Raw genomic sequence first — 24438 nt, 5'->3', positions numbered from 1 at the left:
CGGATGTCCATGCTCAGCCGGCTCGACCGCTCGGGCGACCAACTCGCCTTCTACGTACGGGCGCTCATCTGGATCCCGCGCACCCTGCGCCGCTACATCAGAGAGGTCCAGCGGCTGCTCGCCGAGGTCGCCTTCGGCAGCGGCGGCCTCGGGGTCATCGGCGGCACCATCGGCGTGATGATCGGCATGACCCTCTTCACCGGCACGGTCGTCGGCCTCCAGGGATACGCCGCGCTCAACCAGATCGGCACCGCCGCCTTCACCGGATTCATCTCCGCGTACTTCAACACCCGTGAGATCGCCCCGCTCGTCGCCGGACTCGCCCTCTCCGCGACCGTCGGCGCCGGCTTCACCGCCCAGCTCGGCGCGATGCGCATCAACGAGGAGGTGGACGCGCTCGAAGCGATGGGGGTGCGCTCCATGCCGTACCTCGTCACCACCCGGATCATCGCAGGCGTCGTCGCGATCATCCCGCTGTACGCCATGGGGCTGCTCAGCTCGTACGTCGCGTCCCGCCTGGTGACCGTCCTCTTCAAGGGCCAGTCGTCCGGCACCTACGACCACTACTTCAATCTCTTCCTCTCCCCGGACGACGTCCTGCTCTCGGTGCTCAAGGTGCTGATCTTCAGCGTCCTGGTGATCCTGGCCCACTGCTACTACGGCTTCCACGCGACCGGCGGCCCCGCCGGGGTCGGGGTGGCGGTCGGCCGGTCGGTGCGCAACGCCATCGTGCTCATCAGCGTCACCGACTTCTTCCTCTCGCTGGCCATCTGGGGCGCCACGACGACCGTGAAGGTGGCGGGATGAGCGCGCGGACAGTACGGCGCAGGCTCGCCGGAGTGGTCTTCATCGTGGTCCCCGCCCTGCTGATCTGGCTGTCGATCGCCGTGTACCGCAAGGACTTCACCGAATCGGCGACGGTACGGGTGGACACCGACAGCGTCGGCAGCGAGATGCATCTCAACGCCGATGTGAAGCTGCGCGGTGTCGTCATCGGCCAGGTCCGCGGCATCAGCTCGCACGGCGACGGCGCCCGGCTCACCCTCGCCATCCAGCCGGACGAACTGGGCCGGGTCCCCGCCGACGTCACCGCGCAGATGCTGCCGACGACGCTGTTCGGCGAGCGGTACGTGGCACTCGTACCCCCGGCCCACGCCGCCACCCGGGCGCTGCGGGCCGGCGACACCATCCCGCAGGACCGCTCCCGCAACGCCATCGAACTGGAGCAGGTGCTCGACCACGTACTGCCGCTGCTCACCGCGGTCGAGCCGCAGAAGCTCTCCGCCACACTGACCGCGGTCTCACAGGCCCTGAGCGGACGGGGGCAGCAGCTCGGCGACACCTTCGTCACGCTCGACACGTACCTCAAGAAGCTCAACCCTCAACTGCCCACGCTCAACCGGGACATCGCGGAACTGGTCAAGGTCACCAAGGTCTACTCGGACGCGGCGCCCGACATCCTCACCGCGCTCACCGACTTCACCACCACCAGCTCCACCCTCGCCGAGAAACAGGCCCAGCTGGCGGGCCTGTACGGCACCACCACCAAGACCGCGCAGGACGTCACGGCCTTCCTCCAGCAGAACAAGGACAACATCATCCGGCTCTCCGCGACCGGCCGGCCGACCCTGGAACTCCTCGCGAAGTACGCCCCCGAATTCCCCTGCACGCTGAGCACCCTGGCGGGCTTCGTCCCCGCCATGGACAAGGCGCTCGGCAAGGGCACGGACCAGCCGGGACTGCACGTCAGCCTCGACTCCGTCCCCTCGCTCGGGAAGTACACCCCGGGCAAGGACACCCCCTCCTACACCGCGAGCGGCGGGCCGCACTGCTACTCCGTCCCCTACATCGGCAAGACCATGCCGACCGCCGCCACCGCGACGGGCACGTCCGACAGCCTCGGGCTGCCCAACTCGCCCCAGGAGAACCAGCTCGTCAACGAACTGCTCGCCCCCGGCACGAAGACAGCGGCGCAGTCCCTTCCCGACTGGAGCAGCCTGCTGGCAGGCCCGGTCTTCCGCGGTGCGGAGGTGAAGCTCAAATGAAGCGCCGCAGCCTGACGGCCCCGCTCGTCAAGTCCCTGGTCTTCATCCTGGTGACCTCGCTCGCCACCGTGGTGCTCGGGCTGAGCATCGCCAACACGGACGTCGGCGACACCGTCTCCTACCGGGCCCGCTTCACCGACGCCACCGGGCTGGTCGAAGGGGACAGCGTACGGATCGCCGGGGTCAAGGTCGGCCAGGTCGAGTCGGTGAAGGTCGCCGACCGGCGGCTCGCCGAAGTGCGCTTCGCGGTGCGGAAGGGGCGTACGCTGCCCGCTTCGGTGACCGCGTCGATCAAGTACCTCAACATGGTCGGCCAGCGGTACGTCGACCTGGAGCAGGGCAGCGGTCCCGTCGGGAAGCTCTTCCCGCCCGGCCACACCATCCAGCTCTCGCACACCACACCGGCCCTGGACCTCACCGAGCTGTTCAACGGCTTCCAGCCGCTCCTCCAGGGGCTGGCACCGGCCGAGATGAACCAGCTCGCCAACTCCATCGTGCAGGTGCTCCAGGGCGAGGGCGGCACCGTCGACAGCCTGCTCCAGCACGTCGGATCGCTGACCACCACGGTCGCAGCCAAGGACAAGGTCATCGGGCAGGTCATCAAGAACCTCAACACCGTGCTGACCACGGTCAACAGCCGGGAGTCCCACTTCAATGACCTCGTCGTCACCCTCCAGCAGCTCGTCTCCGGCTTCGCCGCGGACCGCAAGCCCCTGGGTGACGCGATCACCGCGATGGGCGCGCTGACCACATCGACCGCGGGACTGCTCCAGGACGGCCGGGCGCCCCTGAAGAAGGACATCAGCGAACTCGGCCGGGTCTCGAAGCAGTTGGGCGACAGCACACCCCAGCTGCAGGACTTCCTGCGCAACACACCCGCCAAGATGCAGGCCGTCACCCGGCTCGCCTCCTACGGATCGTGGCTCAACCTCTATCTCTGTGAGGCCCGGGTGACGGGTGTGACCACATCGGACGGCAGCAAGCCGCCCACCGGCATCGGGGTCACCGAATCGAGGTGCCAGGGATGAACCGGCCCCGTCCGCGGCTCCCGCGGATCAAGCCCGTACGGGAGCGCAACCCGGTCGCCGTGAGCCTCGTCGGGCTGCTGGTCCTCGCACTGATCGGGCTCGCCGCCTACCGCGCCGACTCACTGCCCTTCATCGGCGGCGGCACCACGTACACCGCCGACTTCACCGAGTCGGCCGGGCTGGGCGCGGGTGACGAGGTACGGATCGCCGGGGTCAGGGTCGGCCAGGTGAAGGCGGTCGCGCTCGACGGCGCCAAGGTCAAGGTGTCCTTCAAGGTCAAGGGCGCCTGGGTCGGGAACTCCAGCACGGCAGCCATCGCCATCAAGACACTCCTCGGCGACAAGTACCTGGCACTCGACCCGGTCGGCACCGGCCCGCAGGACCCATCGGCCAGGATCCCGCTGAGCCGCACCACATCTCCGTACGACGTCACCCAGGCGTTCAGCGGGCTCAGCGACACCATCGGGGACCTCGACACCAAGCAGCTCGCGAAGAGCTTCGAGACGATCTCGGACACCTTCAAGGACTCCCCGCCCGATGTGAAGAACGCGGCGACCGGCCTCTCCGCGCTGTCGCGGACGGTCTCGCAGCGCGACGCCGAACTGGCGAAGCTGCTCAAGGGCAGCAAACAGCTGACCAAGACACTCTCCGACAAGAACAGCAGCTTCGACGCCCTCCTCAAGGACGGCAATCTGCTGCTCGGCGAGATCCAGAACCGGCGGGACTCCATCCGCAGGCTGCTCACCGGAACCACCGACCTCGGCACGGAACTGACCGGTCTTGTCAAGGACAACAACAAGCAGCTGAAGCCGACCCTGACCGCACTCGACAAGGTCACGGCCGTCCTGCTGAAGAACCGCAAGAGCCTGGACAAGGCGCTGTCGCTGGCCGGTCCCTACTACCGGCTCGTCGGCAACACCCTGGGCAACGGCCGCTGGTTCGACACCTACATCTGCGGGCTCGTCCCGAAGAACTACCTGCCAGCGGGGACACCTCCGGCCACCGGATGTGTGTCGCCCCGGCAGCCCGAGGGAGGCAGCCGATGAACTACACCACCAGGCGGCTCGTGGGCATCGGAGCAGGACTCGTCCTGGTTGCCGGGGTGACCACCACCGGGGTCCTCGCCCTCGACAGCTCCGGCGGCCACCGGATCACCGCCTACTTCGACCGGGCCACCGGCCTCTACGCGGGCTCCGACCTGCGGATCCTCGGAGTGAAGGTGGGCCGGGTCGACTCCGTACGGCCGGAGGGCCGCGAGGTGCGGGTGGTGCTCGTCCTCGACCAGGGCGTGAAGGTGCCCGCCGGTGCCCGCGCGCTGATCGTCGCACCGAGCATCGTCGCCGACCGGTACGTCCAGCTGTCACCCGCGTACGCGGGCGGCCCGCAGCTCAAGGACCGGGCGACGCTCGCCGCCGACCGCAACGCCGAACCGGTCGAGGTCGACCAGCTGTACGCGAGCGTGACCCAGCTGGCCACCGCACTCGGGCCGAAGGGCGCCAACTCGCAGGGCGCGCTGAACGATCTGCTCAAGACCGGCGCGGCCAACCTGGACGGCAACGGCAAGGCGATCGGCGACTCGATCGAGCAGTTCGGCAAGGCGGCCAAGACGCTCGACAAGAGCAGCGGCAACCTCTTCGACACCCTGGCCTACCTCCAGTCCTTCACCTCGATGCTCAAGGGCAACGACGGAAAGGTGCACACGGCGGAGCAGCAGCTCGCCACCGTCTCCGGCTTCCTCGACGACGACAAGGACGACCTCGGCACCGCGCTCAAGCAACTGGGCACCGCGCTCGGCCAGGTGAAGACCTTCATCGAGGAGAACCGCGGCTCCCTCAAGAAGAGCGTCAGCCGGCTGCGGCCGATCACCGACACCCTGGTCGAACAGCGGGCCTCACTCGCCGAGATGCTGGACGACGCCCCGCTCGCCGCCGACAACCTGCTCAACGCCTACGACCCCGTGCACCGCACCATCGACGGCCGGGGCAATCTCAACGAGATCAGCATGAACGGCCAACTCAACGGTACGGGCGCCGCCTCCACGAACGGAGCCGGGACCGGAACCGCGAGCGGAGCCGCCGGTGGTGTCCCGGCCGGGGCCGGGCTCGACGGGCTGGTCCCCGTACAGCCGTCCCAGCAGAAGGCGCTGCCCACGCTGCCGCTCCCGGCGGTGGGTGACGTGTACGGCTCCCCGGCGAAGACGGCCGCGAAGCCCACCGGCCACAAGGGGGCCGAGCGATGAGCCGTACCTCCCGTACCTCCCGTACGGGGATCGCCGTCGCGGTCGCCCTGGCTCTCGGCTGCACCGTCGCCATCGGCGGCTGCGCCGCGCCGTCCTTCTCCGGCGTCGAGAACCTGCCGCTGCCCGGCGGAGCCGACCTCGGCGCCCACCCGTACGAGATCACCGCCGACTTCGCGGATGTCCTGAACCTCGTCCCGCAGGCCGCAGTCAAGGTGAACGACGTGGCCGTCGGCCGGGTCTCGAAGATCACGCTCTCGCCCGGGCACTGGTCGGCGCGGGTCACCATGCGCGTCAACGGCAAAGTACGCCTGCCGCGCAACGCCTACGCCCACCTCGAACAGTCCAGCCTGCTCGGCGAGAAGTTCATCCAGCTCACCGCACCGGACCAGGGCGCCTCGGCCGACCGGCTCACCGACGGCCAGACCATCCCGATCTCGCGCACCAACCGCAACCCGGAGGTCGAGGAGGTCTTCGGCGCGCTCTCGCTGCTGCTCAACGGCGGCGGGGTCCAGCAGCTCAAGACCATCAGCACCGAACTCAACAAGACCCTGGGCGGCCGGGAGCCGCAGATCCGCTCCACCCTCCGGTCCGTCAACACCCTGGTGACCAGCCTCGACGGGCACAAGAGCGACATCACAGCGGCGCTCGACGGAGTCAACCGGCTCTCCGCGACCCTCGCCACCCGCAAACAGGACATCGGCAAGACGCTCACCGGCCTCAGCCCAGGACTGAAGGTGCTGGAGAAACAGCGCGGCTCCCTGATCACCATGCTCAAGGCCCTCGACACCCTCTCCGGGGTCGCCGTCGACACGGTGAACAAGAGCAAGGCCGACATGGTCGCCGACCTCAGGGCGCTCGCGCCGACGCTCCAGCAGCTCGCCGACTCAGGCAAGGACCTGCCCGACTCGCTGCAGGTGCTCTTCACCTACCCGTTCACCGACGAGGTGCTGCGCGGGGTGAAGGGCGACTATCTCAATGTCTATCTGGATGTGACGGCCGTGCCGGGGACCCGGATCGTTCCGCCGATCACCCTCACCGGGGGAGGGGCCCAGACCGGGGGCGCCACAGCGCAGAAGCCCGGCGCCGGTGCGCCGCCCCTGCCGCTGCCCTCCGTCACCGCACCGTCCACGGAAGGCGGCCACTGATGGTCACCAGGGCCACCCGGCTGAAGAACATCGCCTTTCTGCTGCTCACGGTGCTCGTCCTGGGCTACCTCGGGGCCCGCTACGCCGACCTGGGGCATCTGGTCGGGCTGCGCGGCTACTACGTGGTGAAGGTTGAACTCCCGGAGACCGGCGGCCTGTTCACCCACGCCAACGTCACCTACCGGGGCGTCTCGGTGGGGCGGGTCGGACCGATCCGGCTCACCGGCGACGGGGTCGAGGCCGATCTGCGGATCAGTAACTCGGCGCCCCCCATCCCCGCCGACCTCAAGGCGTCCGTCGCCAACCTGTCGGCCGTCGGCGAGGAGTACATCGATCTGCGGCCGGCCGCCACCGGCAGCCCGTATCTGGAGGACGGCTCCCGGATCACCCGGGCCGACGCCAGTATCCCGGCCCCGGTGACCAACGTCCTCACCAGCGTCAACGACCTGACGTCATCGGTGGATCTGGACGCCCTGCGCACGGTCGTGGACGAGTCCGGTGCCGCGTTCGACGGGCGCGGCGAGGACCTCCAGGTCCTGATGGACAGCAGCAAGGACTTCCTCAAGGCGGCGGACAAGGCGCTGCCCACCGACACCAAGCTGATGACCGACGGCGAGACCGTGCTCCGCACCCAGACCCAGGAGGGCGACGCGCTCAAGTCCTTCGCCAGGGGCGCCAAGGGGCTCGCCGGGCAGCTGGTGGAGTCCGACACCGATCTGCGGGCGCTCATCGCGGCCACACCGGAGGCGGCGACACAGGTCAGCGGATTGCTCAGAGATCTGAACCCCGATCTGAGCGTGGTCGTCGCCAATCTGCTGACGACATCCGATGTGGCGGTCACCCGGCAGCGCGGCACCGAGGAACTGCTGGTGAAACTGCCCGCGGTGGCCGCTGCGGGGTCGACAGCGATCAACGCCGATGGAGCACGTTTCGGGATGGCCGTCACCTTCTTCTCACCGCTGCCGTGCACCGCCGGGTACGGCGGGACGACGTACCGCAACGGTCTGGACACCAGCGCCACTTCGGAGCTGAACACCGCTGCCCGCTGCACCTCGCCGCCCAGTACGGGCAAGGAGGTGCGCGGTTCGGCGAACGCACCGAGCGGCGGCCCGGTCCCGGCGCCCGCCAAGCCCGGATCCCTGCTCCTGGGGACCGACGCGGGAGGGGCTGGCTCGCTCCCCGGAGCCCTCGGCTCACCCGCGCTCCCCGCCGCCGGCCCCACCGGTCTGGGCGGCCTGCTCGGTCTTGGAGGCCGCTCATGACCACCCGTACGAAGGCGCTGGCCTGGGTGGCCTGCGCGGTGGCCGTCCTCTTCTGTGCTGTCGCCGGCCGGGTGTACTGGCTGGCGCGCCAGGACGATTCCCTGCGGTACGCGGCGTCCCGGGACGCCGCGCTGGCGGCCGGCCGCGAAGGGATCGCCGAGCTCAACACCCTGGACGCGAAGAACATCGACAGCGGGCTTGGGGTGTGGCTCCACGCCTCGACCGGCGCGCTCCACGACAAGCTGGCCGCCAGCCGCGCCACCGACCGCACCACGCTGGCCAAGGCGGGGACCTCCGCACGCGGCACCGTCACGGATGCCGCGCTCACGGCGCTCGACTACCGGGCGGGCACCGCGGCGCTGATCGCCACTGTCAAGGTCGCGGTCACCCCCAGGGGCGGTACGGCCACGACCGACCGCAAACGCTTCACGGCCACGCTCGCCCGTACCCGGGAAGGCTGGAAAGTCACCGCACTCAGCGCAGTGCCGGTCGGTAAGGAGGGCACGTGAGCAGCACCGTCGAGGACAGCGGAGTGGACGCCTCCGGCGCGTCGGACGAGCCGGAGGCCCCGGATGCGCCCGACGCCCCGGAGGCGGAGGCGCTGGATGCCCCTGATACCCCTGATGCCCGTGAGACGGGGGCGCCGACCGCGCCGGGTGGCCGTGGGCACCGCCGGGCTCTGATCGCCGGGGGCCTGGCCGTGCTGCTGGTGCTCGGCGGCGCCGGGATGCTGTTCCGCGCCCACCAGTTGAGGAACACCCCGGCCGCCGGCAACCGGGCCCTGACCGACACGGAGGCCACCTCGCAGGTCACCGGGGACGTCAGCGACACGCTCGGCAAGGTCCTCTCGTACACACCGCAGGCCACCGACGTCACGGCCCAGTCGGCGCGCGCACTGCTCGCGGGGAAGGCCGCGAAGCAGTACACGGCGCTGTTCGGACAGGTCGGGAAGCGCGCGAAGGAGCAGCAGCTGACGCTCACCACCCAGGTGGTACGGGCCGGAGTCACCCGGCTGACCGGCACCGAGGCGCGACTGCTGGTCTTCCTCGACCAGACCGCACAGCGCAAGGGGAAACCGGCCGGGGTGGTGGCCGCGCAGCTGTCGGTGACCGCCGAACTGCGCGGCGGCAACTGGCTGATCACCGACATCACGGCCCGCTGAGGGAGACGTACATGACGCCCACATCGCTGAGGACACTCAGGACACGCAGGACGCCCGAGGTGCCCAAGGCGCTCAGGACGGCAAGGAATCCGCTGACGGTCGTGGCACTCACGCTGGCGCTGCTGGCCGCCGGTGCGGCGGGCTGGGGCGGATGGTCCTGGTATGCGGCCGCGCACGACGACTCCGCCGCGTACGCACGGTCGCGTGACCGGGCGCTGGCGGCGGGGGAGCAGGCCGTACAGAACATGAACACGCTTGACCACCGGAAGCTCGCGGCCGGGCTCGACACGTGGGAGGCGTCGACCACCGGAGATCTGCACAAGCAACTCACCGACGGAAGGGCCGGGTTCGAGAAGCAGATCAAGTCGGCGCAGACCGTGTCCACGGCGAAGGTGCTGTCCGGAGCGGTCACCGAACTGGACGACCGGGCGGGCAAGGCGAGCGTGATGGTGGCGCTGCGGATCACGGTGACCGCGCCGAAGGGCAAGCCGGCCGAGAAGGAGAGCCGGCTGCTCGGCGAACTCACGCGTACGTCCGGGGGCTGGAAACTCAGCGGCCTGGGCCAGGCGCCCGTCGGCAACACCGCCGGCTGACCAGGAGAGGAGCTGAGGACGACATGTCGACCACCCGTCATCTCATCAACCGGCAGCGGCGCCTGGCGGCCGTGGCCCCGGTGCGCGTCACGCCACGGGGGACGGAGGCACCGCCGCCGTCACCGCGAGCGGAGCCCGGGCCGCCCGGGCCGCCCGGGACACCCGACGAGACCGGCCCGGACCAGTCAGCCGCGGAGCAGTCAGAGCCGGACCAGGCAGCCGCGGACCGGACCGGCCCGGACCAGCCAGCCCCGGAGCAGTCAGAGCCGGATGCGGCCGGGCCGGATGCTGCCGGTGCCGCGTCCGGGAGTGTCCCGGCGGCGCGCCGTCCGCTCCGGGCCTGGGTGCGGCTGCCTGTGGTGCTGGCCGTTCTCACCGTGCTGCTCGGCGGGTTCGCCGCGTACGCATGGACACAGGCGTCCGCGCTGCACGACGACGACGCGGCCAGCAATGGCGCGCTGAGCGACGTGGCCCGTACGACCGAGGTGAAGGGCCAGGTCACCAGCGCCGTCAACGCCCTCTTCTCGTACGACTACGCCAACACGGCCAAGGCCGACCGGGCCGCGGCGACCCTCCTCACCGGCAAGGCCGTCGAACAGCACAAGGACATGCTGGCGGCCGTACGCGCGCAGGCCGCCAAGCAGAAGCTCGTGCTGACCACCACCGTCACCCAGAGCGGGGTGGAGCTGATCGACGGCGACCGCGCCCGGGTGCTCCTCTACGCCGACCAGAGCAACACCGGCACGGCGGCCAAGAAGGACCGGACGACCTATGCGGCGGCGATGTTCGCCGTCGACGCGGTGCGCGGCGGCGGCAAGTGGCGGATCGCGGACATCGACACCTTCACCCCCTGATCCCTGATCCCCGATTCACCCCCTGATCCCTGACCCCATGACCCAGCAGAGGGAGCGGCGTATGAGGCACGTGCGGCGGATGCGGCGAGGACTGGGGGGCAGCGCGGTGGCCGCGGTGGCCATGGCGGCGCTCACCGCCTCGCAGGCGCCCGGGCTCGTTCACCATCAGCAGCCGCTGCAGGGGAGAGCGTCCGTACCGGCGGGCGAGCCGACGGCACAGGTCGCGGGCCCCACGGACAACTCGTTCCACACCGAGATCCCGCCCCTGGTGACCCCGCCCCCGCCGGGCAACCCCGTCGACGCCGGTGACGCGGGACCTGTGTACGAACAGTCGGGGATCCCGGCGACCGTGCTGGCCGCCTACCGGTCGGCCGAGGCACAGCTGCGGCGCAGCGACCGGGCCTGCGGACTGCCCTGGCAGCTGCTCGCGGCCATCGGCAAGGTCGAGTCGGGGCAGGCGCGGGGCGGGGCGGTCGACAAGCACGGCACCACCCTCGCGCCGATCCTCGGCCCGGTGCTCAACGGCTCGGGCTTCGCACACATCCCGGACACCGACCACGGGGCGTACGACGGGGACACGACGTACGACCGGGCGGTGGGCCCGATGCAGTTCATCCCGTCCACCTGGGCCACCTGGGGACAGGACGGGAACGGCGACGGCAAGAAGGACCCCGACAACGTCTTCGACGCCGCGCTCGCCGCCGGTCACTACCTCTGCGCGGGCGGCCGTGATCTCCGCAGCGGCGACGGCCTGGACAGCGCGGTCCTCAGCTACAACCACTCCGACGCCTATCTGCGGCTGGTGCTGTCCTGGCTCTCCTTCTACCGGAACGGGACGCATGAGGTCCCGGACGGCGAAGGGGTCCTGCCGCACAGCCCGGGCGCGGGCAGCGCGTCCGACGGCACACCGTCCGCCAAGAGCCACGGACACGGGGACGGACACGGAGACGGGCACGGCGGACATGCGGGCGGCGGACATGCGGGCGGCGGACACGGTGACGGGGGCGGCGGCGGGATCGTCATCGGCCCGCCGCCCTCCCACACCCCGTCCCCGAGCCCGACCGGCGGCGGCACACCGACGCCGCCGGGCAGTTCACCGGGCGAACCGGGCGATCCGGGCGGCTCGGGCTCGCCGTCGTCCGGTCCCACATCGGGGCCGCCGGACACCTCGTCGCCCGACCCCGGCAGCGGCGGCAGCACACCGCCGGACTGCCCCACGCCCTCCCCGTCCCCGACCCCGTCCGACTCGCCCACCGCGGACCCGAGCCCGTCGGGTACGCCCGGCGACGGCTGCCCCTCCGCTCCCGGGGCCCCGGGAACGCCGTCCTGATCCGTACCGACTGTGCCGTTCTGTAGGGGGCGGCGGGTGCGGGTGCTCCACATTGTCCGGTCACGCGGGCCGCGGATTCCGTGAGGCTGGGGTGCATGCTGCGCAACTACATCAACGGTGAGTTCAAGGAGGCGGCCGACGGCCGCGCTCTCGATGTGATCGACCCCTGTACCGGAGAGGTGTACGAGACGTCCGCGCTGTCGGGCGCCGCCGACGTCGACGCCGCCATGGAGGCCGCGGCCGCCGCGTTCCCCGCGTGGCGCGACGCGACCCCCGCCGCCCGGCAGAAGGTGCTGCTGCGTGTCGCGGACGTCTTCGAGGAGCGGGCGGCCGAGCTGATCGCGGCCGAGGGGCGCGACACGGGCAAGCCGCTCGCACAGCTGACGGACGACGAGATCCCGCCGGTCGTGGACCAGCTCCGCTTCTTCGCGGGTGCGGCCAGGCTCCTGGAGGGCCGGTCGGCCGGTGAGTACATGGAGGGGCTGACCTCGATCGTCCGGCGCGAGCCGGTCGGCGTCGTGGCGCAGGTCGCACCCTGGAACTACCCGCTGATGATGGCGGTCTGGAAGTTCGCCCCGGCCCTCGCGGCCGGCAACACGGTCGTCATCAAGCCGTCCGACACCACCCCCGCTTCGACCGTCCTGGTCGCGGAGATCATCGGCGGTGTGCTGGCCGAACTCGGCCACAGCCAGGGCGTGTTCAACGTCATCTGCGGGGACCGCGAGACCGGCCGGCTGATGGTCGAGCACGCCACCCCCGCGATGGCCGCGATCACCGGCTCGGTGCGGGCGGGCATGCAGGTCGCCGCCTCGGCGGCCAAGGACGTCAAGCGGGTCCACCTGGAGCTGGGCGGCAAGGCACCGGTCGTCGTCTTCGACGACCTCGACGGCGAAGCCCTCACCAAGGCCGCCGACGACATCGCGGTGGCCGGTTACTTCAACGCGGGCCAGGACTGTACGGCGGCGACCCGTGTCATCGTGCACGAGTCCGTCCACGACGCCTTTGTCGCGGCCCTCGCCAAGGCAGCGGCAGCCACCACGACCGGCGGCCCCGACGTCCCCGACGCGTTCTTCGGCCCGCTGAACAACGCGAACCAGCTGGCCCAGGTGACCGGCTTCATCGACCGGCTCCCCGGCCACGCCACGGTCGAGGCGGGCGGCCACCGGGTCGGCGACCAGGGGTACTTCTACGCCCCCACGGTCGTCTCGGGGCTGCGCCAGGACGACGAGATCATCCAGAACGAGGTGTTCGGACCGGTCATCACCGTCCAGTCGTTCAGCACCGAGGAGCAGGCCGTGGCCTACGCCAACGGCGTCGACTTCGCCCTCGCGTCGTCGGTGTGGACCAAGGACCACCAGCGCGCGATGCGGATGTCCAGGAGCCTGGACTTCGGCTGTGTGTGGATCAACAACCACGGCGCGCTCGCCGCGGAGATGCCGCACGGCGGGTTCAAGCTCTCCGGCTACGGCAAGGACCTCTCGGCGTACGGCTTCGAGGACTACACGCGCATCAAGCACGTCATGACCGCGCTCTGACACCCGGCAGCGCGCGGTCGGGTGCTGACACCCGGCAGCGCGCCGTGCCACCGGTGAAGGCCCGCGGAGACGCGGGCCTTCACCCTTCCCCGGCAGTCTCCGGCGCGGGCAGCGGCTCCGGCTCAGGCTCCGGCTCCTCGGGAGCGGCAGGTCCGGGAACGGCCGCCCCGGGCGCGCCCTGCCGCGGGATCTCCCGCCCGGTGCTCTCCTGTGTCGCCAGGAACAGGCGCAGCTGCTCCTCCTCCACGATCCGCCGGGCCAGGCTCCCGTCGGAGACGTCCACGGCGTCGGGCGTCGCCTCGGCGACCTCGCTGCGCCGGGCGTACGCGTCGAACAGCCGCGTCTTGTCGGCCAGTACGCCGAGTATCCGCGTATCCACGCTGTCGGCGGCCAGCAGCCGGTGCACCCGCACCGTTCTGACCTGGCCCATCCGGTGGGCGCGTGCCACGGCCTGGTGCTCCATGGTCGGTTTGATCTGCGGCTCGCACAGGATGACGACGGAAGCCGCCTGCATGTTGAGGCCCACCCCGCCCGCCTGGAACTGGCTGAGCAGCACCGCGTGCCCGGGGGCTGCCGAGAACGCGTCGACCAGTTCCTGGCGGCGGGCCGCAGGCAGAGCGCCGTCGACCGGCCCGTAGGCCGTCCCGCCGAGTGCCGACCCCACCGTGGCCAGTACCTCGCGGAAGTACGAGAAGACCACGACCTTCAGCCCGTTGGCCGCGGCTTCACCGACGACCTCGCGCAGCCGTCTGAGCTTCGCCGAGCCCTCCGGGCTGGCGTACGCGGCCCGGCGCATCCGCATGAAGTGCCCGTCGGCCACGGCCTCCCGATAGGCAGCCAGATCCTCCGCGCTGAGCTCCTCCCACTCGTCCACGTGCACCAGCGCGGGCAGCTCCATGAGGACGTCCTCCTGGTTACGGCGCAGATAGGCCGGAGCGACAGCCCTGCGGAACACCTGGGAGCCGGCCGCCGCGTCACGGTCGCGTACCGCGGGCACCAGCTCGGGCTGGAGCCGGTCCACCAGACTGCGGAACTCCTCGACCCGGTTCTCCATCGGGGTGCCGGTCAGGAAGAGCACCCGCCCGGACACGCCGGCCCAGTCCGCCACGGCCCTCGCCCGCCGGGTCTGCGGGTTCTTGACGAAGTGCGCCTCGTCGACGACGAGCATCTCCGGGCGCACGTCGTCCGGGACCGTGAGCAGATGCAGCACATCGAAGGTGGTGACCGCCACCCCGCCCTGCTCGCACCACTCGGCGAACGCCGCCCGGCGCCCAGGACCGTGGACCGGCCGGGCGGTCAGCGTGGAGCGGGATCCCACCTCGCGCGTCCAGTTGATCAGTACGCTCGCCGGGCAGACGACCAGGAAGTGTGTCGCGCCGCCCGCCGCCAGGTGGGCCAGCGCCGCGATGGCCTGGACCGTCTTGCCGAGCCCCATCTCGTCCCCGATGATCACCCGGCGCTGCACCAGAGCGAACCGCGCCCCGAAGGACTGGTAGCCGCGCAGGGAGACCCGCAGCCTGCTGTCGTCCAATTGCTGGGCACGGACCCGCCCGGCGATACCGGAGGGTACGAACCCCTCGGCCGCGGCGAGATCGGGGCCCTGGCCGGCGAACTCCGCCAGCAGGCTGTAGTAGTCGGCCGAACTCAGCTCGAAGCCGACCCATGCCTCGGCGTCGGACGCGGGCACCCGGAGCAGATCGGCCGAGACCTGGGCGAACAGCAGCGGCAGCCCGTCCGCCGCCGACTGCCCGACGAGGTCCCCGACGGCTTCGAGCGCGGCGAGCGCCTCCGCACGCCTGGTCCGGCCCGCCAGCGCCATCCGGAACCTGCTGCGGGCCGGCCCGGCCTGCGGCAGGAGCCCGTCGAGCCCGGCCGTGAGCCGCTGCGCCGTGTCGTGGGCGCGGCGCAGCTCGGGCCCGGCCTGCGCCAGTACGTGCAGGGCTCTGACGAGCGCCGTCGTACGCGGCTCGGGGCGGTCTATGTCGATCCGTACGGTGACGGTCTCCTCCACCGCCCTGGCGATCTGCCCGGCGGCGGCGACCGCCTGGTCAGCGGTGTGGGCGCCGACGCCGGGCAGCTGGCGCAGCGCGTAGCGGCCGGCGTCGTGCACCTGGGCGACCGTGGTGAAACCGGCCTGCTCCAGGGCGCCCAGCCGCAGCCGCCCCTCGGTGACGTCCCGCAGGCGTGACAGCGGGATCGGCTCCAGCTCGCTCCTGGCCAGCTCCCGCTGGAGCGGGGCGAGCGCATCGCGTACGGCGCCGGCCGCGGCGGCCCGGTCGGTGACGACGGCCCGCGCCGCACCGAGCAGCCGCTCCGCCTCCAGGAGGAGGGCCCGGGCCGTTCTGCCGTCTCTTCGGCCGGCCGGGGCCGGGCCGCGCATCTCGCCGCTCACCGGACGGATGATGTCACGCGGTACGGGGCCAGGGCCTTCTGTTCTGATCGGGCCGGCGTCCGGAAGCGGGAAGGGCGGCTGCGGACCGTCCGGGATGTGCGCCAGGTACGCCATTGGGGTCGCCCGGCTACCCGCCCGGCCGTACCCGGAAGCCCTTGGCGCGCCGGACTGTCAGTGCCCGGTGCAAGACTCGGAAACGCAGTCCGACAGGGGAGACCGCCCCAAGCCGAGGAGCGCACCATGCTGAGCATCCCGTTCGTCGCAGGCTCGCCCAACTGGATCGATCTCGCGACCCCCGACCAGGAGGGGGCCAACGCCTTCTACGGCGGGCTGTTCGGCTGGGACTTCCTGTCGGCGGGCCCCGATTTCGGCGGCTACGGCATGTATGTCCTGGACGGGAAAATGGTCGGCGGGGTGATGCAGGGGATGGAGGGCCCGGCGGGCAAGGGGGCCTGGAACGTCTACTTCCAGACGCCGGACGCCGAAGCGACCGCGCGAGCCGTCGAAGCGGCGGGCGGCGGCTCGCTGTTCGGACCGCACGACGTGGCGGCGCTGGGCCGCATGTCCGGATTCACGGACACGACAGGTGCGCCCTTCTCGACCTGGCAGCCGGGGGAGAACAGAGGCATGGGCGTGGTGAACGACCCGAACGCGCTCTGCTGGACCGAGCTGTACACCACGGACATCCCCGCCGCCGCGGCCTTCTACCACGCGGTCTTCGACTGGGAGACCAACTCCGCGCCCTACCCCGGGGGTACGTACACGATGGCGGCCCCGGCGGGCCGCGGCCCCGAGGCCAACTTCGGGGGCTTCGTCCAGACCGGAGCGGCCGACGCCGGCTACTGGCTGCCGTATTTCGAGGTGTCCGACACCGACGCGGCGGTGGCATCGGCCCAGCGGCTCGGCGGCTCCGTCGTCATGGAGCCGGTCGATCTGCCGGGCGTCGGCCGGATCGCCAAGGCGAACGACCCCTATGGAGCGAGGTTCGCGCTGATCAAGGGCGAATCCGGCGGCGCGTGAGACCCGCTGCAAGAGTCTCGTTCATCGTTTGTTGAACGGACATTGATCGCCGCCGGGCACTGTGTCCAGCATGTCGATCACCACCAGCAACGCGCCTGAGCTCGCCTGGCAGGAGCGGGCGCTGTGCGCCGAGACGGGGCCGGAGTTCTTCTTTCCCGACCCCGGAAGCTCCACCCGGGAGGCCAAGCGGCTCTGCGGAATCTGCGAGGAGCGAGTGGCCTGCCTGGAGTACGCACTCGACCACGACGAACGGTTCGGGGTCTGGGGAGGACTCTCCGAGAAGGAGCGGTACGGCCTGAGACGCGCGGCGAGCTGACGTACCCCGCCCACCACTCCGCCACCCGCCACTCCGCCACCCGTTGACGCCGTCACCCCGGCCCGGTGTCCGCTCCGTGCGGCACCGGCCGGGGTGAGACCGGCGTACGGGGATGAACGTGGGGCTACGAAGCGGCGGCGCGGGCGGCCATCCGGGCCTTGCGGGCCGCGAGCTTCGCGTCGAACTTGGCGGCCTCGGCGTCCAGACCGCCCATGTACATCCCCAGCTCCTCCTGCGCCTTGAGTCCCTCCGGGCCGAGCCCGTCGATGTCCAGGACCTTCAGATAGCGCAGGACGGGCTGGAGCACGTCGTCGTGGTGGATCCGCATGTTGTAGATCTCGCCGATGGCCATCTGCGCCGCTGCCCGCTCGAAGCCGGGCATCCCGTGTCCGGGCATCCGGAAGTCGACGACGACGTCACGCACCGACTGCATGGTGAGATCCGGGGCGATCTCGAAGGCGGCGCCCAGCAGATTGCGGTAGAAGACCATGTGCAGGTTCTCGTCGGTCGCGATCCGCGCCAGCATCCGGTCGCACACCGGGTCGCCCGACTGGTGGCCGGTGTTGCGGTGCGAGACCCGGGTGGCGAGCTCCTGGAAGGCGACGTACGCCACCGAGTGCAGCATCGAGTGCCGGTTGTCGGACTCGAAACCCTCCGACATGTGCGCCATCCGGAACTGCTCCAGCTTGTCCGGGTCGACGGCGCGCGAGGTCAGCAGGTAGTCGCGCATCACGATGCCGTGCCGGCCCTCCTCGGCCGTCCACCGGTGCACCCAGGTGCCCCAGGCGCCGTCGCGCCCGAAGAGTGAGGCGATCTCGTGGTGGTAGCTCGGGAGGTTGTCCTCGGTCAGCAGATTGACCACCAGCGCGGTCCTGCCGATGTCCGTGACCTTGGACTGCTCGGGCTCCCACACCTTCCCGTCCTCGAAGAAGCCGGGGAAGTTACGGCCGTCGGAGAACGGCACGTACTCGTGGGGCATCCAGTCCTTGGCCACGGAGAGATGGCGGTTGAGTTCCTTCTCCACCACCTCTTCCAGCGCATACAGCAGCCGGGCGTCTGTCCACGCGTCCGTACTGCCGAGGTGGGGAGAGGTGATCGTCACGGGGGCTCCTGGGGACGGGAGTAGTTACCTACGGATTCGTAGGTTACGTATCCGTAGGTTAAGGCGGCAGTAAGCCTCAGCCAACCCCCGGTTCCGATATGTACCGTTACGGTCTGTTATGCGCCCAGGTCGGGCCTCGGTACGGAGAGCCACATCACGCCTCACCCCCGGGACATTCGTTCTCGCCCAGGGTGAGCCACCGGGTGATCCCGACCGACTCCAGGAACGGCAGGTCGTGGCTCGCCACGATCAGCGCCCCCTCGTAGGACTCCAGCGCGGCGGTCAGCCGGCGCACGCTCGCCATGTCCAGATTGTTGGTCGGCTCGTCGAGCATCAGCAGCTGCGGGGCGGGCTCGGCCAGCAGCAGCGCGGCGAGAGCGGCCCGGAACCGTTCGCCGCCCGACAGCGTGCCGGCCGGCTGGTCGGCACGCGCCCCCTTGAAGAGGAACCGGGCGAGCCGCGCCCGGATCAGGTTGTTGCCCGCGTCCGGCGCGTTGCGCGCCACATTCTCCACGACGCTCAGCTCGTCGTCGAGCACATCGAGCCGCTGCGGCAGGAACCGCAGCGGCACATGCGCCGTGGCCTCTCCCGACACCGGCTCCAGCAGGCCCGCGATGGTCCGCAGCAGCGTGGTCTTCCCCGCGCCGTTCCGTCCGACCAGGGCGATCCGTTCGGGTCCGTGCGCGGTGAACTCGCCCTCGACGCCGCTTCCGTACGGCAGCCGGAGCTCCCGCAGGGTCAGCACGCTCCGGCCAGGGTGGACCCGGGTGGACGGCAGCTCGATGCGGATCTCGTCGTCGTCGCGCACCGCGTCCGCCGCCTCGCTGAGGCGCTCCTTCGCCTCGTCGAGCCGCTCGGTGTGCATGATGCGGTGCTTGCCCGCCGACTCCTGCGCCGCGCGTTTCCGCGCACCCATCACGATCTTGGGCTCGCGCTTGTTCTCCATCATCTTCTGCCCGTACCGCTTACGGCGGGCCAATTTGACCTGGGCGTCAGCCAGTTCGCGTTTCTGCTTCTGCACATCGGCCTCCGCGACGCGCACCATCCGCTCGGCCGCCTCCTGTTCCACGGCGAGCGCCTCCTCGTACGCGGACAGGGCTCCGCCGTACCAGTGGACCTCGCCGTCCCGCAGATCCGCGATCTGGTCGACGCGCTCCAGGAGTTCACGGTCGTGACTGACCACCACCAGCACGCCAGGCCAGGCGTCGACCGCCGCGTACAGCCGCTGTCTGGCCTGCCGGTCGAGGTTGTTGGTCGGCTCGTCGAGCAGCAGTACGTCGGGCCTGCGCAGCAGCAGCGCCGCGAGCCTCAGCAGGACGGACTCACCGCCCGACACCTCGCCGATGGTCCGGTCGAGACCGACCGATCCGAGTCCGAGCTGCCCGAGTACCGCGTGGGCGCGCTCCTCCACGTCCCAGTCGTCGCCGACCGCGGTGAAGTGCTCCTCGCTCGCGTCACCTGCCTCGATGGCGTGCAGCGCGGCACGCTGGACATCGATGCCCAGCGCCTGGTCCACGCGCAGCGCGGTGTCGAGCACGAGATTCTGCGGGAGGTAGCCGATGTCGCCGGTGACCCGGACGGTGCCACCGGCCGGCGTCAGCTCCCCGGCGATCAGCCCGAGCAGGGTCGACTTGCCCGAGCCGTTGACGCCGATGAGGCCCGTCCTGCCGGGGCCGACGGCCAGCTGGAACCCGTCGAGTACCGACGTACCGTCCGGCCAGGAGAAGGAGAGCGCGGTGCAGGAGATATGGGTGGACGAATGGGTTGACATACGGGTCTCCCGGTTGCTGCGAAAAGGGGTGAGGGCAACGGGTGGAGACACCGCAGGACACAGAGAAGGCCCTGTTCCGGGAGGACAGCTCGAATACCGAGGTCACACGCGGTGCGCGCAGGTGTGGTCACTGCACGGCACGGTGTCTCAAGACCTCAGTAGCGCAATGTCCTACTCCGATCAACGACAACAGGGCCGGAGAGAACGTTACGGCCGATCGGACCCGGCCGCAAAGTGATTTACCGTAAGCGGCCTACCGTGCCCGCTCCGGTGCGGCAGCGCCGTCCTGTGCCGGCCGGCGCCCCCAGGCGGAGATCATGGGGGATGTCGCCAGGTCGAGCCGGCCGGTCGCGACGTTCGCCAAATGCTGGTCGATCTCCTGGTCGGTGGCGAGCCCGGCGGCCACGAGGCGGGCGCGGATCTGGCGCACGGTGGCGGCCTCCAGCCTGGTGCAGGCCGGGGATGTGAGGGGGAAGTAGGCGTCCGCCCGTACGTCGTCGAGACCGGCTTCGCGCAGCAGCCGGGGCAGGGTCCGCCCGTAGGCGAGATCCGCCCCGCGCGCGGCCATCAGCTCGCGGAAACCGGTCCGCAGCCGGTTGGCGAGCCGCTGCTCGGGGCCGGACTCGTCGGGGCACAGGAGCGGCTGCAGCCCGGGGTCGGCGTCCTCGACCAGCAGCCATCCGCCGGGGCGCAGCGCCCGCACCATCCGGCGCAGCGCTTCGGCCCGGTCGGTGACGTGCACCAGGACCAGGCGCGCGTGTACGAGATCGAAGCCGCCGGGCGGCGGCGGGTCGGCCGCCACGTCGTGGCGCAGCACCTCGATGGTCCCGCCTGCGGAGGTGAGCGCGGCCTCGGTCCAGGAGGTGTCGATGTCCGTGGCGAGCACGGTGCCCGCGGGGCCGACCCGTGCCGCCAGGCCCTTGGGCACGCTGGGGCCGCCCGCGCCGATCTCCCAGCACCGCATGCCGTCCGTGATGCCGAGCCCGTCGACGTGCCGGAAGGTCACCGGATCGAACAGCTCGGCCAGCGCGTCGAAGCGGACACCGGCTTCCGCCTGCTGGTTGTCGAGCAGATATCCGCGGTCCGCGCCGTCATCAGCCATGCGGTGAGTATCGCCGATCGGTGGTCCTGACCGGTCACAGCCCTGCGGGTGAAGCCCTCAGCAGGCGTCCCGCAGCAGTTCCACGACGTCCTGGTCCACATCGAGGTAGCGGTGCTCGCGTCCGGCGGGGACCACGGTCTCGGTCCGTTTCAGGAAGTGGCGCAGTTCGGAGGTGTGGATATGGACCATCGCGACGCCTTCGCGGGAGTGGAACTCGAGGACGGTCCTGTCGTAGCCGAAGGGCCGGATCCGTACGTCACCCACACCAGCGGGCGTACGGATGCCCGTGGCCAGCAGATCGCGTGCGAACGCCCAGGAGACCGGCTCGCCCGCCAGGGTGGCCTGCGGCGGGAAGCCGACGCTGACCGCGAAGGGGTCCGTACGGTCGTAGCGCAGGGTGGCCGGGACGGTCTCCATCCGGGGTGCGGGTGTGACCAGGCGAGCCTGGACTGCCTGTTCGACGGTATGAGGCAAGGTCTCGCTCCCTTCTCGCGGTTCGGCCGACGGTGTTCCCTCGAAGGGTCAGACGTCCGGCGGGACCGTTCCGTGCACCGGGAGAGTGGGTGACATCCATCACCCTGCCGGAGAATGGTGCATACCAATGCGCGTATCTGCTCGAAAAAGCCTTCCTGCGCGCATCATTGACACATAATCAGCCGAGTGGTCTAGTCCTCTACATCCCCGCTCAGGGGTCGGTGCCGAACCGTGGAGGATCGTCGATGTTCCGCAAAAAACCGGCCGGACCACAGCACAGCCCGCTCTCGGGACCCCTGCTCAGACCGCTCGTGGCCGGCCTCGCGCTGGCCCTGTCCACGGCCCCGCTCAGCGCGGTCACCGCCGGGACCGCGAGCGCGGCCCCGAAGACAGCGGCCCTCAAGACGGCAGCCCCCGAGGCGGCAGCTCCGAAGACGGCGGCTCCGAGGACCGCAGCTCCGAGGACGGCAGCCCCGAAGTCCACAGCGCCTGTCATCACCCCCACGCCCCGGTCCGAGTCCCCCCGCCCGGACAGCGTGCGCATCACCCCGTACGTCGACATCGTCACCGGCGGCTCCACCGACGCCGCCGCGCTCTCCCTGGTGGAGAAGTCCCTCAAGGCCGCCGGAGCCACCCATCTGTCCGTCGGGCCGAAGAGCACAGGACACGACCGGCTCGCGGTCTACGTCGGCGGCCCCGGCGAGAACCAGGCGTCCGCCACCGCTCTCACCGCACTCGGCGCCCAGGGCCCGCAGGGTCTCGCCGCCGAGGGCTATGTCCTCGCTGCGGGCCGCGCGAAGGGGGACAGCGCCGGCCGGATCGTGCTCTCCGGGGCCGACGCCACCGGGACGTACTACGCCGCCCAGTCGCTGCGCCAGGTCCTCCCGCGGCACTCCGGGCCCGGCGCGTCCGTGCGCGGCCTGGCGGTGCGCGACTGGCCGGCCACACCGGTACGCGGCACCATCGAGGGCTTCTACGGCACCCCCTGGTCGCAGGCCGCGCGCCTGGACCAGATGGACTTCTACGGCGCCCACAAGATGAACATCTACGTCTACTCGCCGAAGGACGACGCCTATCTGCGCGACAAGTGGCGCGACGCCTACCCGGCAGACCAACTGGCCACCATCAAGGAGCTGGTGGACCGGGCGCGCGCCAACCACGTCCAGTTCACCTACGCCCTCTCGCCCGGGCTGAGTGCCTGCTACAGCTCGGACGCCGACCTCAAGGCGCTGGTCGACAAGCTCCAGACCATCTGGGACATCGGCGTACGGCAGTTCGCCATCCCGCTCGACGACATCAGCTACACCAACTGGAACTGCGACGCCGACAAGGCGAAGTTCGGTACGGGCGGCGGCGCTGCGGGCGCGGCCCAGGCGTATCTGCTCAACCGGGTCAACAAGGAGTTCATCAAGACCCACGAGGGCGCGCAGCCGCTGGAGATGGTGCCGACCGAGTACTACGACGTCGCCCCGTCCCCGTACAAGACCGCCATCGCCGGTCAGCTCGACAAGGACGTCCTGGTGGAGTGGACCGGCGTCGGTGTCGTCGCACCGGCCATGACGGTCGCCCAGGCGAAGTCGGCGCGGACGGTCTTCGGCCACCAGATCCTGACCTGGGACAACTACCCGGTCAACGACTACGCGACGAACAGGCTGCTGCTCGGCCCGTTCAGCGGCCGCGAGAAGGGGCTCGCCGAACAGCTCGCGGGGATCACGGCCAACCCGATGATCCAGCCGTACGCGTCGAAGCTCGCCCTGTACACGGTCGCCGACTACACCTGGAACGACGCCGCGTACGAGGCGGACCGCGCCTACGGGCAGGCCGTGCACGAACTCTCGGGCGGCAGCCCGCGGGTGGAGCGGGCCCTGCGGGCCTTCAGCGACGTCAACTACAGCTCGGCGCTGAACAAGCAGGAGGCGCCCGAGCTGTCCGCGGTCATCTCCCGCTACTGGGACGGCAAGGCGTCGTCCGGCACCCTCGCGGCAGCGCTGCGCGAGCTGCGGGACGCCCCCGGTGTGCTCCGTGCGGACCTGCCCGACAAGGGCTTCGTCACCGATGCCGGGCCGTGGCTCGACTCGGCGCAGGCGTGGGGCACGGCGACACTCGCGGCGCTGCGCATGCTGGACGACGCGAAGGCCGGACGCGGCGCGGCCGCCTGGCAGGAGCGGCAGCAGCTGGCCGGTCTCGTCACGAAGGCCCAGGCGCCGGTCTACACCGACATGAACGGCGGGAAGATCCCGGTCGTCGTGGGTGACGGGGTGCTCGACGCGTTCGTGACACGGGCGCTCACCGAGGAGGGCAGGCTCATCGGGCTGCCGCCGCAGCCGGCGGGCCAGAGCGATCTGGGTGTCTACTCGGGCAACGCCCCGGCCCGGATGACCGACGGCGACGACTCCACGTACTTCTGGAGCAGCGCCGCGGCCGCCAAGGACGACTGGGTGGGCGTGGACCTCGGAGCCGAACGCGCCATCAGCGATGTCACCGTCACCATGGGCAAGCCGGGCAGCGAATCCGACTACCTCCACCAGGGTGTGCTGGAGTACTCGTCGGACAACAGCACCTGGCACACGCTCGGCTCGTTCAAGGACACGCCCACGGCCACGGCCAAGGCCCCGGCCGGCACCACGGCGCGGTACGTACGGGCCAGGGCGACCGCGGACCAGACGAACTGGGTGGTGGTACGGGAGTTCCACGTGGGCGGTGCGGACGCGCCGGCGGTGACGGGCAATCCGCCGGCGGCGGACGGCAGCAGCCTGGCCGCCGCGGCGGACGGGAACGCGGAGAGCGTCTACCGCGCAGCGCGCGCGCCCGCGGCCGGTGAGTCCCTCGGCATCACGCTGCCGCAGTCCAGGACGGTGCACTCGGTGACCGTGCTGGCGCCCGAGGGTGTGAAGGGCGCCGGGGCGGCCGTGCAGGTGCGGACCGGCGGCCGGTGGCGGACGCTCGGCGCGACGACCGGTCCTTACACGCACCTCACGACCCGTGCGGTCACCGCCGACGCGGTCCGCCTGCTCTGGGCCGGGGGCCCAGCGGCACCGCAGATCAACGAGGTGGCCGTGCAGTAGCCG

At 70.8% G+C, this 24438-nt stretch carries 21 protein-coding genes; 16 read left to right on the top strand and 5 right to left on the bottom strand.

What is annotated here, in order from left to right:
* The first annotated feature begins 3 nt into the window (after positions 1–3).
* The 13 genes from OG510_RS04820 to OG510_RS04760 all read left to right on the top strand — a co-directional run bounded on the left by OG510_RS04820 (position 4) and on the right by OG510_RS04760 (position 13193).
* A complete protein-coding gene (locus tag OG510_RS04820) occupies positions 4–807 on the top strand; it encodes an ABC transporter permease (protein WP_164266908.1) in 804 nt (267 codons plus the stop codon).
* Positions 804–2045, top strand: a complete 1242-nt coding sequence (locus tag OG510_RS04815; RefSeq protein WP_406135452.1) for an MCE family protein — start codon at positions 804–806, stop codon at positions 2043–2045. The genes OG510_RS04820 and OG510_RS04815 overlap by 4 nt, the downstream gene beginning before the upstream one ends.
* Positions 2042–3073 carry an MCE family protein gene (locus OG510_RS04810; protein WP_406135451.1) on the top strand — a complete coding sequence of 344 codons (1032 nt, stop codon included), beginning with the start codon at positions 2042–2044 and terminating at the stop codon, positions 3071–3073. Before OG510_RS04815 ends, OG510_RS04810 begins: the two co-directional genes overlap by 4 nt.
* On the top strand, positions 3070–4119 hold the full coding sequence (locus OG510_RS04805; RefSeq protein ID WP_406135450.1) for an MCE family protein: 1050 nt from the start codon (positions 3070–3072) through the stop codon (positions 4117–4119). Before OG510_RS04810 ends, OG510_RS04805 begins: the two co-directional genes overlap by 4 nt.
* Complete coding sequence (locus OG510_RS04800) at positions 4116–5312, top strand: MCE family protein (RefSeq protein WP_406135449.1); 1197 nt, start codon at positions 4116–4118, stop codon at positions 5310–5312. Before OG510_RS04805 ends, OG510_RS04800 begins: the two co-directional genes overlap by 4 nt.
* Positions 5309–6457, top strand: a complete 1149-nt coding sequence (locus OG510_RS04795) for an MCE family protein (RefSeq protein WP_406135447.1) — start codon at positions 5309–5311, stop codon at positions 6455–6457. The genes OG510_RS04800 and OG510_RS04795 overlap by 4 nt, the downstream gene beginning before the upstream one ends.
* Positions 6457–7719 (top strand): MlaD family protein, encoded by a 1263-nt coding sequence (locus OG510_RS04790; RefSeq protein ID WP_406135446.1) that lies wholly within the window; start codon positions 6457–6459, stop codon positions 7717–7719. Before OG510_RS04795 ends, OG510_RS04790 begins: the two co-directional genes overlap by 1 nt.
* Complete coding sequence (locus tag OG510_RS04785; protein WP_406135445.1) at positions 7716–8228, top strand: hypothetical protein; 513 nt, start codon at positions 7716–7718, stop codon at positions 8226–8228. Before OG510_RS04790 ends, OG510_RS04785 begins: the two co-directional genes overlap by 4 nt.
* Complete coding sequence (locus tag OG510_RS04780) at positions 8225–8881, top strand: hypothetical protein (protein ID WP_406135444.1); 657 nt, start codon at positions 8225–8227, stop codon at positions 8879–8881. The genes OG510_RS04785 and OG510_RS04780 overlap by 4 nt, the downstream gene beginning before the upstream one ends.
* An 11-nt stretch (positions 8882–8892) precedes the next feature.
* The gene (locus OG510_RS04775) at positions 8893–9474 is read left to right on the top strand and encodes a hypothetical protein (protein WP_406135443.1); all 582 of its coding nucleotides are present in this window, start codon (positions 8893–8895) and stop codon (positions 9472–9474) included.
* 23 nt (positions 9475–9497) lie between these two features.
* On the top strand, positions 9498–10328 hold the full coding sequence (locus OG510_RS04770; protein ID WP_406135442.1) for a hypothetical protein: 831 nt from the start codon (positions 9498–9500) through the stop codon (positions 10326–10328).
* A gap of 61 nt (positions 10329–10389) precedes the next feature.
* The gene (locus OG510_RS04765; RefSeq protein WP_406135441.1) at positions 10390–11658 is read left to right on the top strand and encodes a lytic transglycosylase domain-containing protein; all 1269 of its coding nucleotides are present in this window, start codon (positions 10390–10392) and stop codon (positions 11656–11658) included.
* Between the two features lie 95 nt (positions 11659–11753).
* Positions 11754–13193, top strand: coding sequence for a gamma-aminobutyraldehyde dehydrogenase (locus OG510_RS04760; protein ID WP_406135440.1), 1440 nt, complete (start codon positions 11754–11756; stop codon positions 13191–13193).
* A 79-nt stretch (positions 13194–13272) separates the two neighbouring features.
* On the opposite strand, the gene OG510_RS04755 is transcribed toward OG510_RS04760, so the two are convergent.
* Entirely contained in the window at positions 13273–15573 is a 2301-nt protein-coding gene (locus OG510_RS04755; RefSeq protein ID WP_406142306.1) for a DEAD/DEAH box helicase, read from the bottom strand.
* Positions 15574–15825: 252 nt separating this feature from the next.
* On the opposite strand from OG510_RS04755, the gene OG510_RS04750 reads away from it, so the two are divergent.
* Positions 15826–16605, top strand: a complete 780-nt coding sequence (locus tag OG510_RS04750; RefSeq protein WP_406135438.1) for a VOC family protein — start codon at positions 15826–15828, stop codon at positions 16603–16605.
* A gap of 70 nt (positions 16606–16675) precedes the next feature.
* Positions 16676–16921 carry a WhiB family transcriptional regulator gene (locus OG510_RS04745; RefSeq protein WP_164264601.1) on the top strand — a complete coding sequence of 82 codons (246 nt, stop codon included), beginning with the start codon at positions 16676–16678 and terminating at the stop codon, positions 16919–16921.
* A gap of 124 nt (positions 16922–17045) precedes the next feature.
* Here the strand turns inward: OG510_RS04745 and OG510_RS04740 are convergent, their stop codons facing one another.
* From OG510_RS04740 to OG510_RS04725, 4 genes are all read right to left on the bottom strand, one after another.
* Complete coding sequence (locus OG510_RS04740; RefSeq protein WP_406135437.1) at positions 17046–18023, bottom strand: acyl-ACP desaturase; 978 nt, start codon at positions 18021–18023, stop codon at positions 17046–17048.
* A 154-nt stretch (positions 18024–18177) separates the two neighbouring features.
* A complete protein-coding gene (locus tag OG510_RS04735) occupies positions 18178–19794 on the bottom strand; it encodes an ABC-F family ATP-binding cassette domain-containing protein (RefSeq protein WP_406135435.1) in 1617 nt (538 codons plus the stop codon).
* Positions 19795–20047: 253 nt separating this feature from the next.
* Positions 20048–20896: a methyltransferase domain-containing protein gene (locus tag OG510_RS04730; RefSeq protein ID WP_406135434.1), complete on the bottom strand. Its 849-nt coding sequence runs from the start codon at positions 20894–20896 to the stop codon at positions 20048–20050.
* A 57-nt stretch (positions 20897–20953) separates the two neighbouring features.
* A complete protein-coding gene (locus OG510_RS04725; RefSeq protein WP_406135432.1) occupies positions 20954–21370 on the bottom strand; it encodes an SsgA family sporulation/cell division regulator in 417 nt (138 codons plus the stop codon).
* Positions 21371–21615: 245 nt separating this feature from the next.
* On the opposite strand from OG510_RS04725, the gene OG510_RS04720 reads away from it, so the two are divergent.
* Positions 21616–24435: a beta-N-acetylglucosaminidase domain-containing protein gene (locus tag OG510_RS04720; protein ID WP_406135431.1), complete on the top strand. Its 2820-nt coding sequence runs from the start codon at positions 21616–21618 to the stop codon at positions 24433–24435.
* The last annotated feature ends 3 nt before the right edge of the window (positions 24436–24438 follow it).

It is taken from the genome of Streptomyces sp. NBC_01089, from assembly GCF_045162975.1.
Lineage (GTDB): Bacteria > Actinomycetota > Actinomycetes > Streptomycetales > Streptomycetaceae > Streptomyces.
This window is presented reverse-complemented; position numbering and strand designations above follow the sequence as displayed.

What these genes read in the sequence shown, in the direction of transcription:
- OG510_RS04800 (WP_406135449.1), top strand. Translation starts at nt 4,116, where the DNA reads ATGAACTACACCACCAGGCGGCTCGTGGGCATCGGAGCAGGACTCGTC.
- OG510_RS04745 (WP_164264601.1), top strand. Translation starts at nt 16,676, where the DNA reads ATGTCGATCACCACCAGCAACGCGCCTGAGCTCGCCTGGCAGGAGCGG.
- OG510_RS04790 (WP_406135446.1), top strand. Translation starts at nt 6,457, where the DNA reads ATGGTCACCAGGGCCACCCGGCTGAAGAACATCGCCTTTCTGCTGCTC.
- OG510_RS04805 (WP_406135450.1), top strand. Translation starts at nt 3,070, where the DNA reads ATGAACCGGCCCCGTCCGCGGCTCCCGCGGATCAAGCCCGTACGGGAG.
- OG510_RS04820 (WP_164266908.1), top strand. Translation starts at nt 4, where the DNA reads ATGTCCATGCTCAGCCGGCTCGACCGCTCGGGCGACCAACTCGCCTTC.
- OG510_RS04770 (WP_406135442.1), top strand. Translation starts at nt 9,498, where the DNA reads ATGTCGACCACCCGTCATCTCATCAACCGGCAGCGGCGCCTGGCGGCC.
- OG510_RS04750 (WP_406135438.1), top strand. Translation starts at nt 15,826, where the DNA reads ATGCTGAGCATCCCGTTCGTCGCAGGCTCGCCCAACTGGATCGATCTC.
- OG510_RS04735 (WP_406135435.1), bottom strand. Translation starts at nt 19,794, where the DNA reads ATGTCAACCCATTCGTCCACCCATATCTCCTGCACCGCGCTCTCCTTC.
- OG510_RS04775 (WP_406135443.1), top strand. Translation starts at nt 8,893, where the DNA reads ATGACGCCCACATCGCTGAGGACACTCAGGACACGCAGGACGCCCGAG.
- OG510_RS04760 (WP_406135440.1), top strand. Translation starts at nt 11,754, where the DNA reads ATGCTGCGCAACTACATCAACGGTGAGTTCAAGGAGGCGGCCGACGGC.
- OG510_RS04795 (WP_406135447.1), top strand. Translation starts at nt 5,309, where the DNA reads ATGAGCCGTACCTCCCGTACCTCCCGTACGGGGATCGCCGTCGCGGTC.
- OG510_RS04765 (WP_406135441.1), top strand. Translation starts at nt 10,390, where the DNA reads ATGAGGCACGTGCGGCGGATGCGGCGAGGACTGGGGGGCAGCGCGGTG.
- OG510_RS04730 (WP_406135434.1), bottom strand. Translation starts at nt 20,896, where the DNA reads ATGGCTGATGACGGCGCGGACCGCGGATATCTGCTCGACAACCAGCAG.
- OG510_RS04755 (WP_406142306.1), bottom strand. Translation starts at nt 15,573, where the DNA reads ATGCGCGGCCCGGCCCCGGCCGGCCGAAGAGACGGCAGAACGGCCCGG.
- OG510_RS04810 (WP_406135451.1), top strand. Translation starts at nt 2,042, where the DNA reads ATGAAGCGCCGCAGCCTGACGGCCCCGCTCGTCAAGTCCCTGGTCTTC.
- OG510_RS04815 (WP_406135452.1), top strand. Translation starts at nt 804, where the DNA reads ATGAGCGCGCGGACAGTACGGCGCAGGCTCGCCGGAGTGGTCTTCATC.
- OG510_RS04720 (WP_406135431.1), top strand. Translation starts at nt 21,616, where the DNA reads ATGTTCCGCAAAAAACCGGCCGGACCACAGCACAGCCCGCTCTCGGGA.
- OG510_RS04785 (WP_406135445.1), top strand. Translation starts at nt 7,716, where the DNA reads ATGACCACCCGTACGAAGGCGCTGGCCTGGGTGGCCTGCGCGGTGGCC.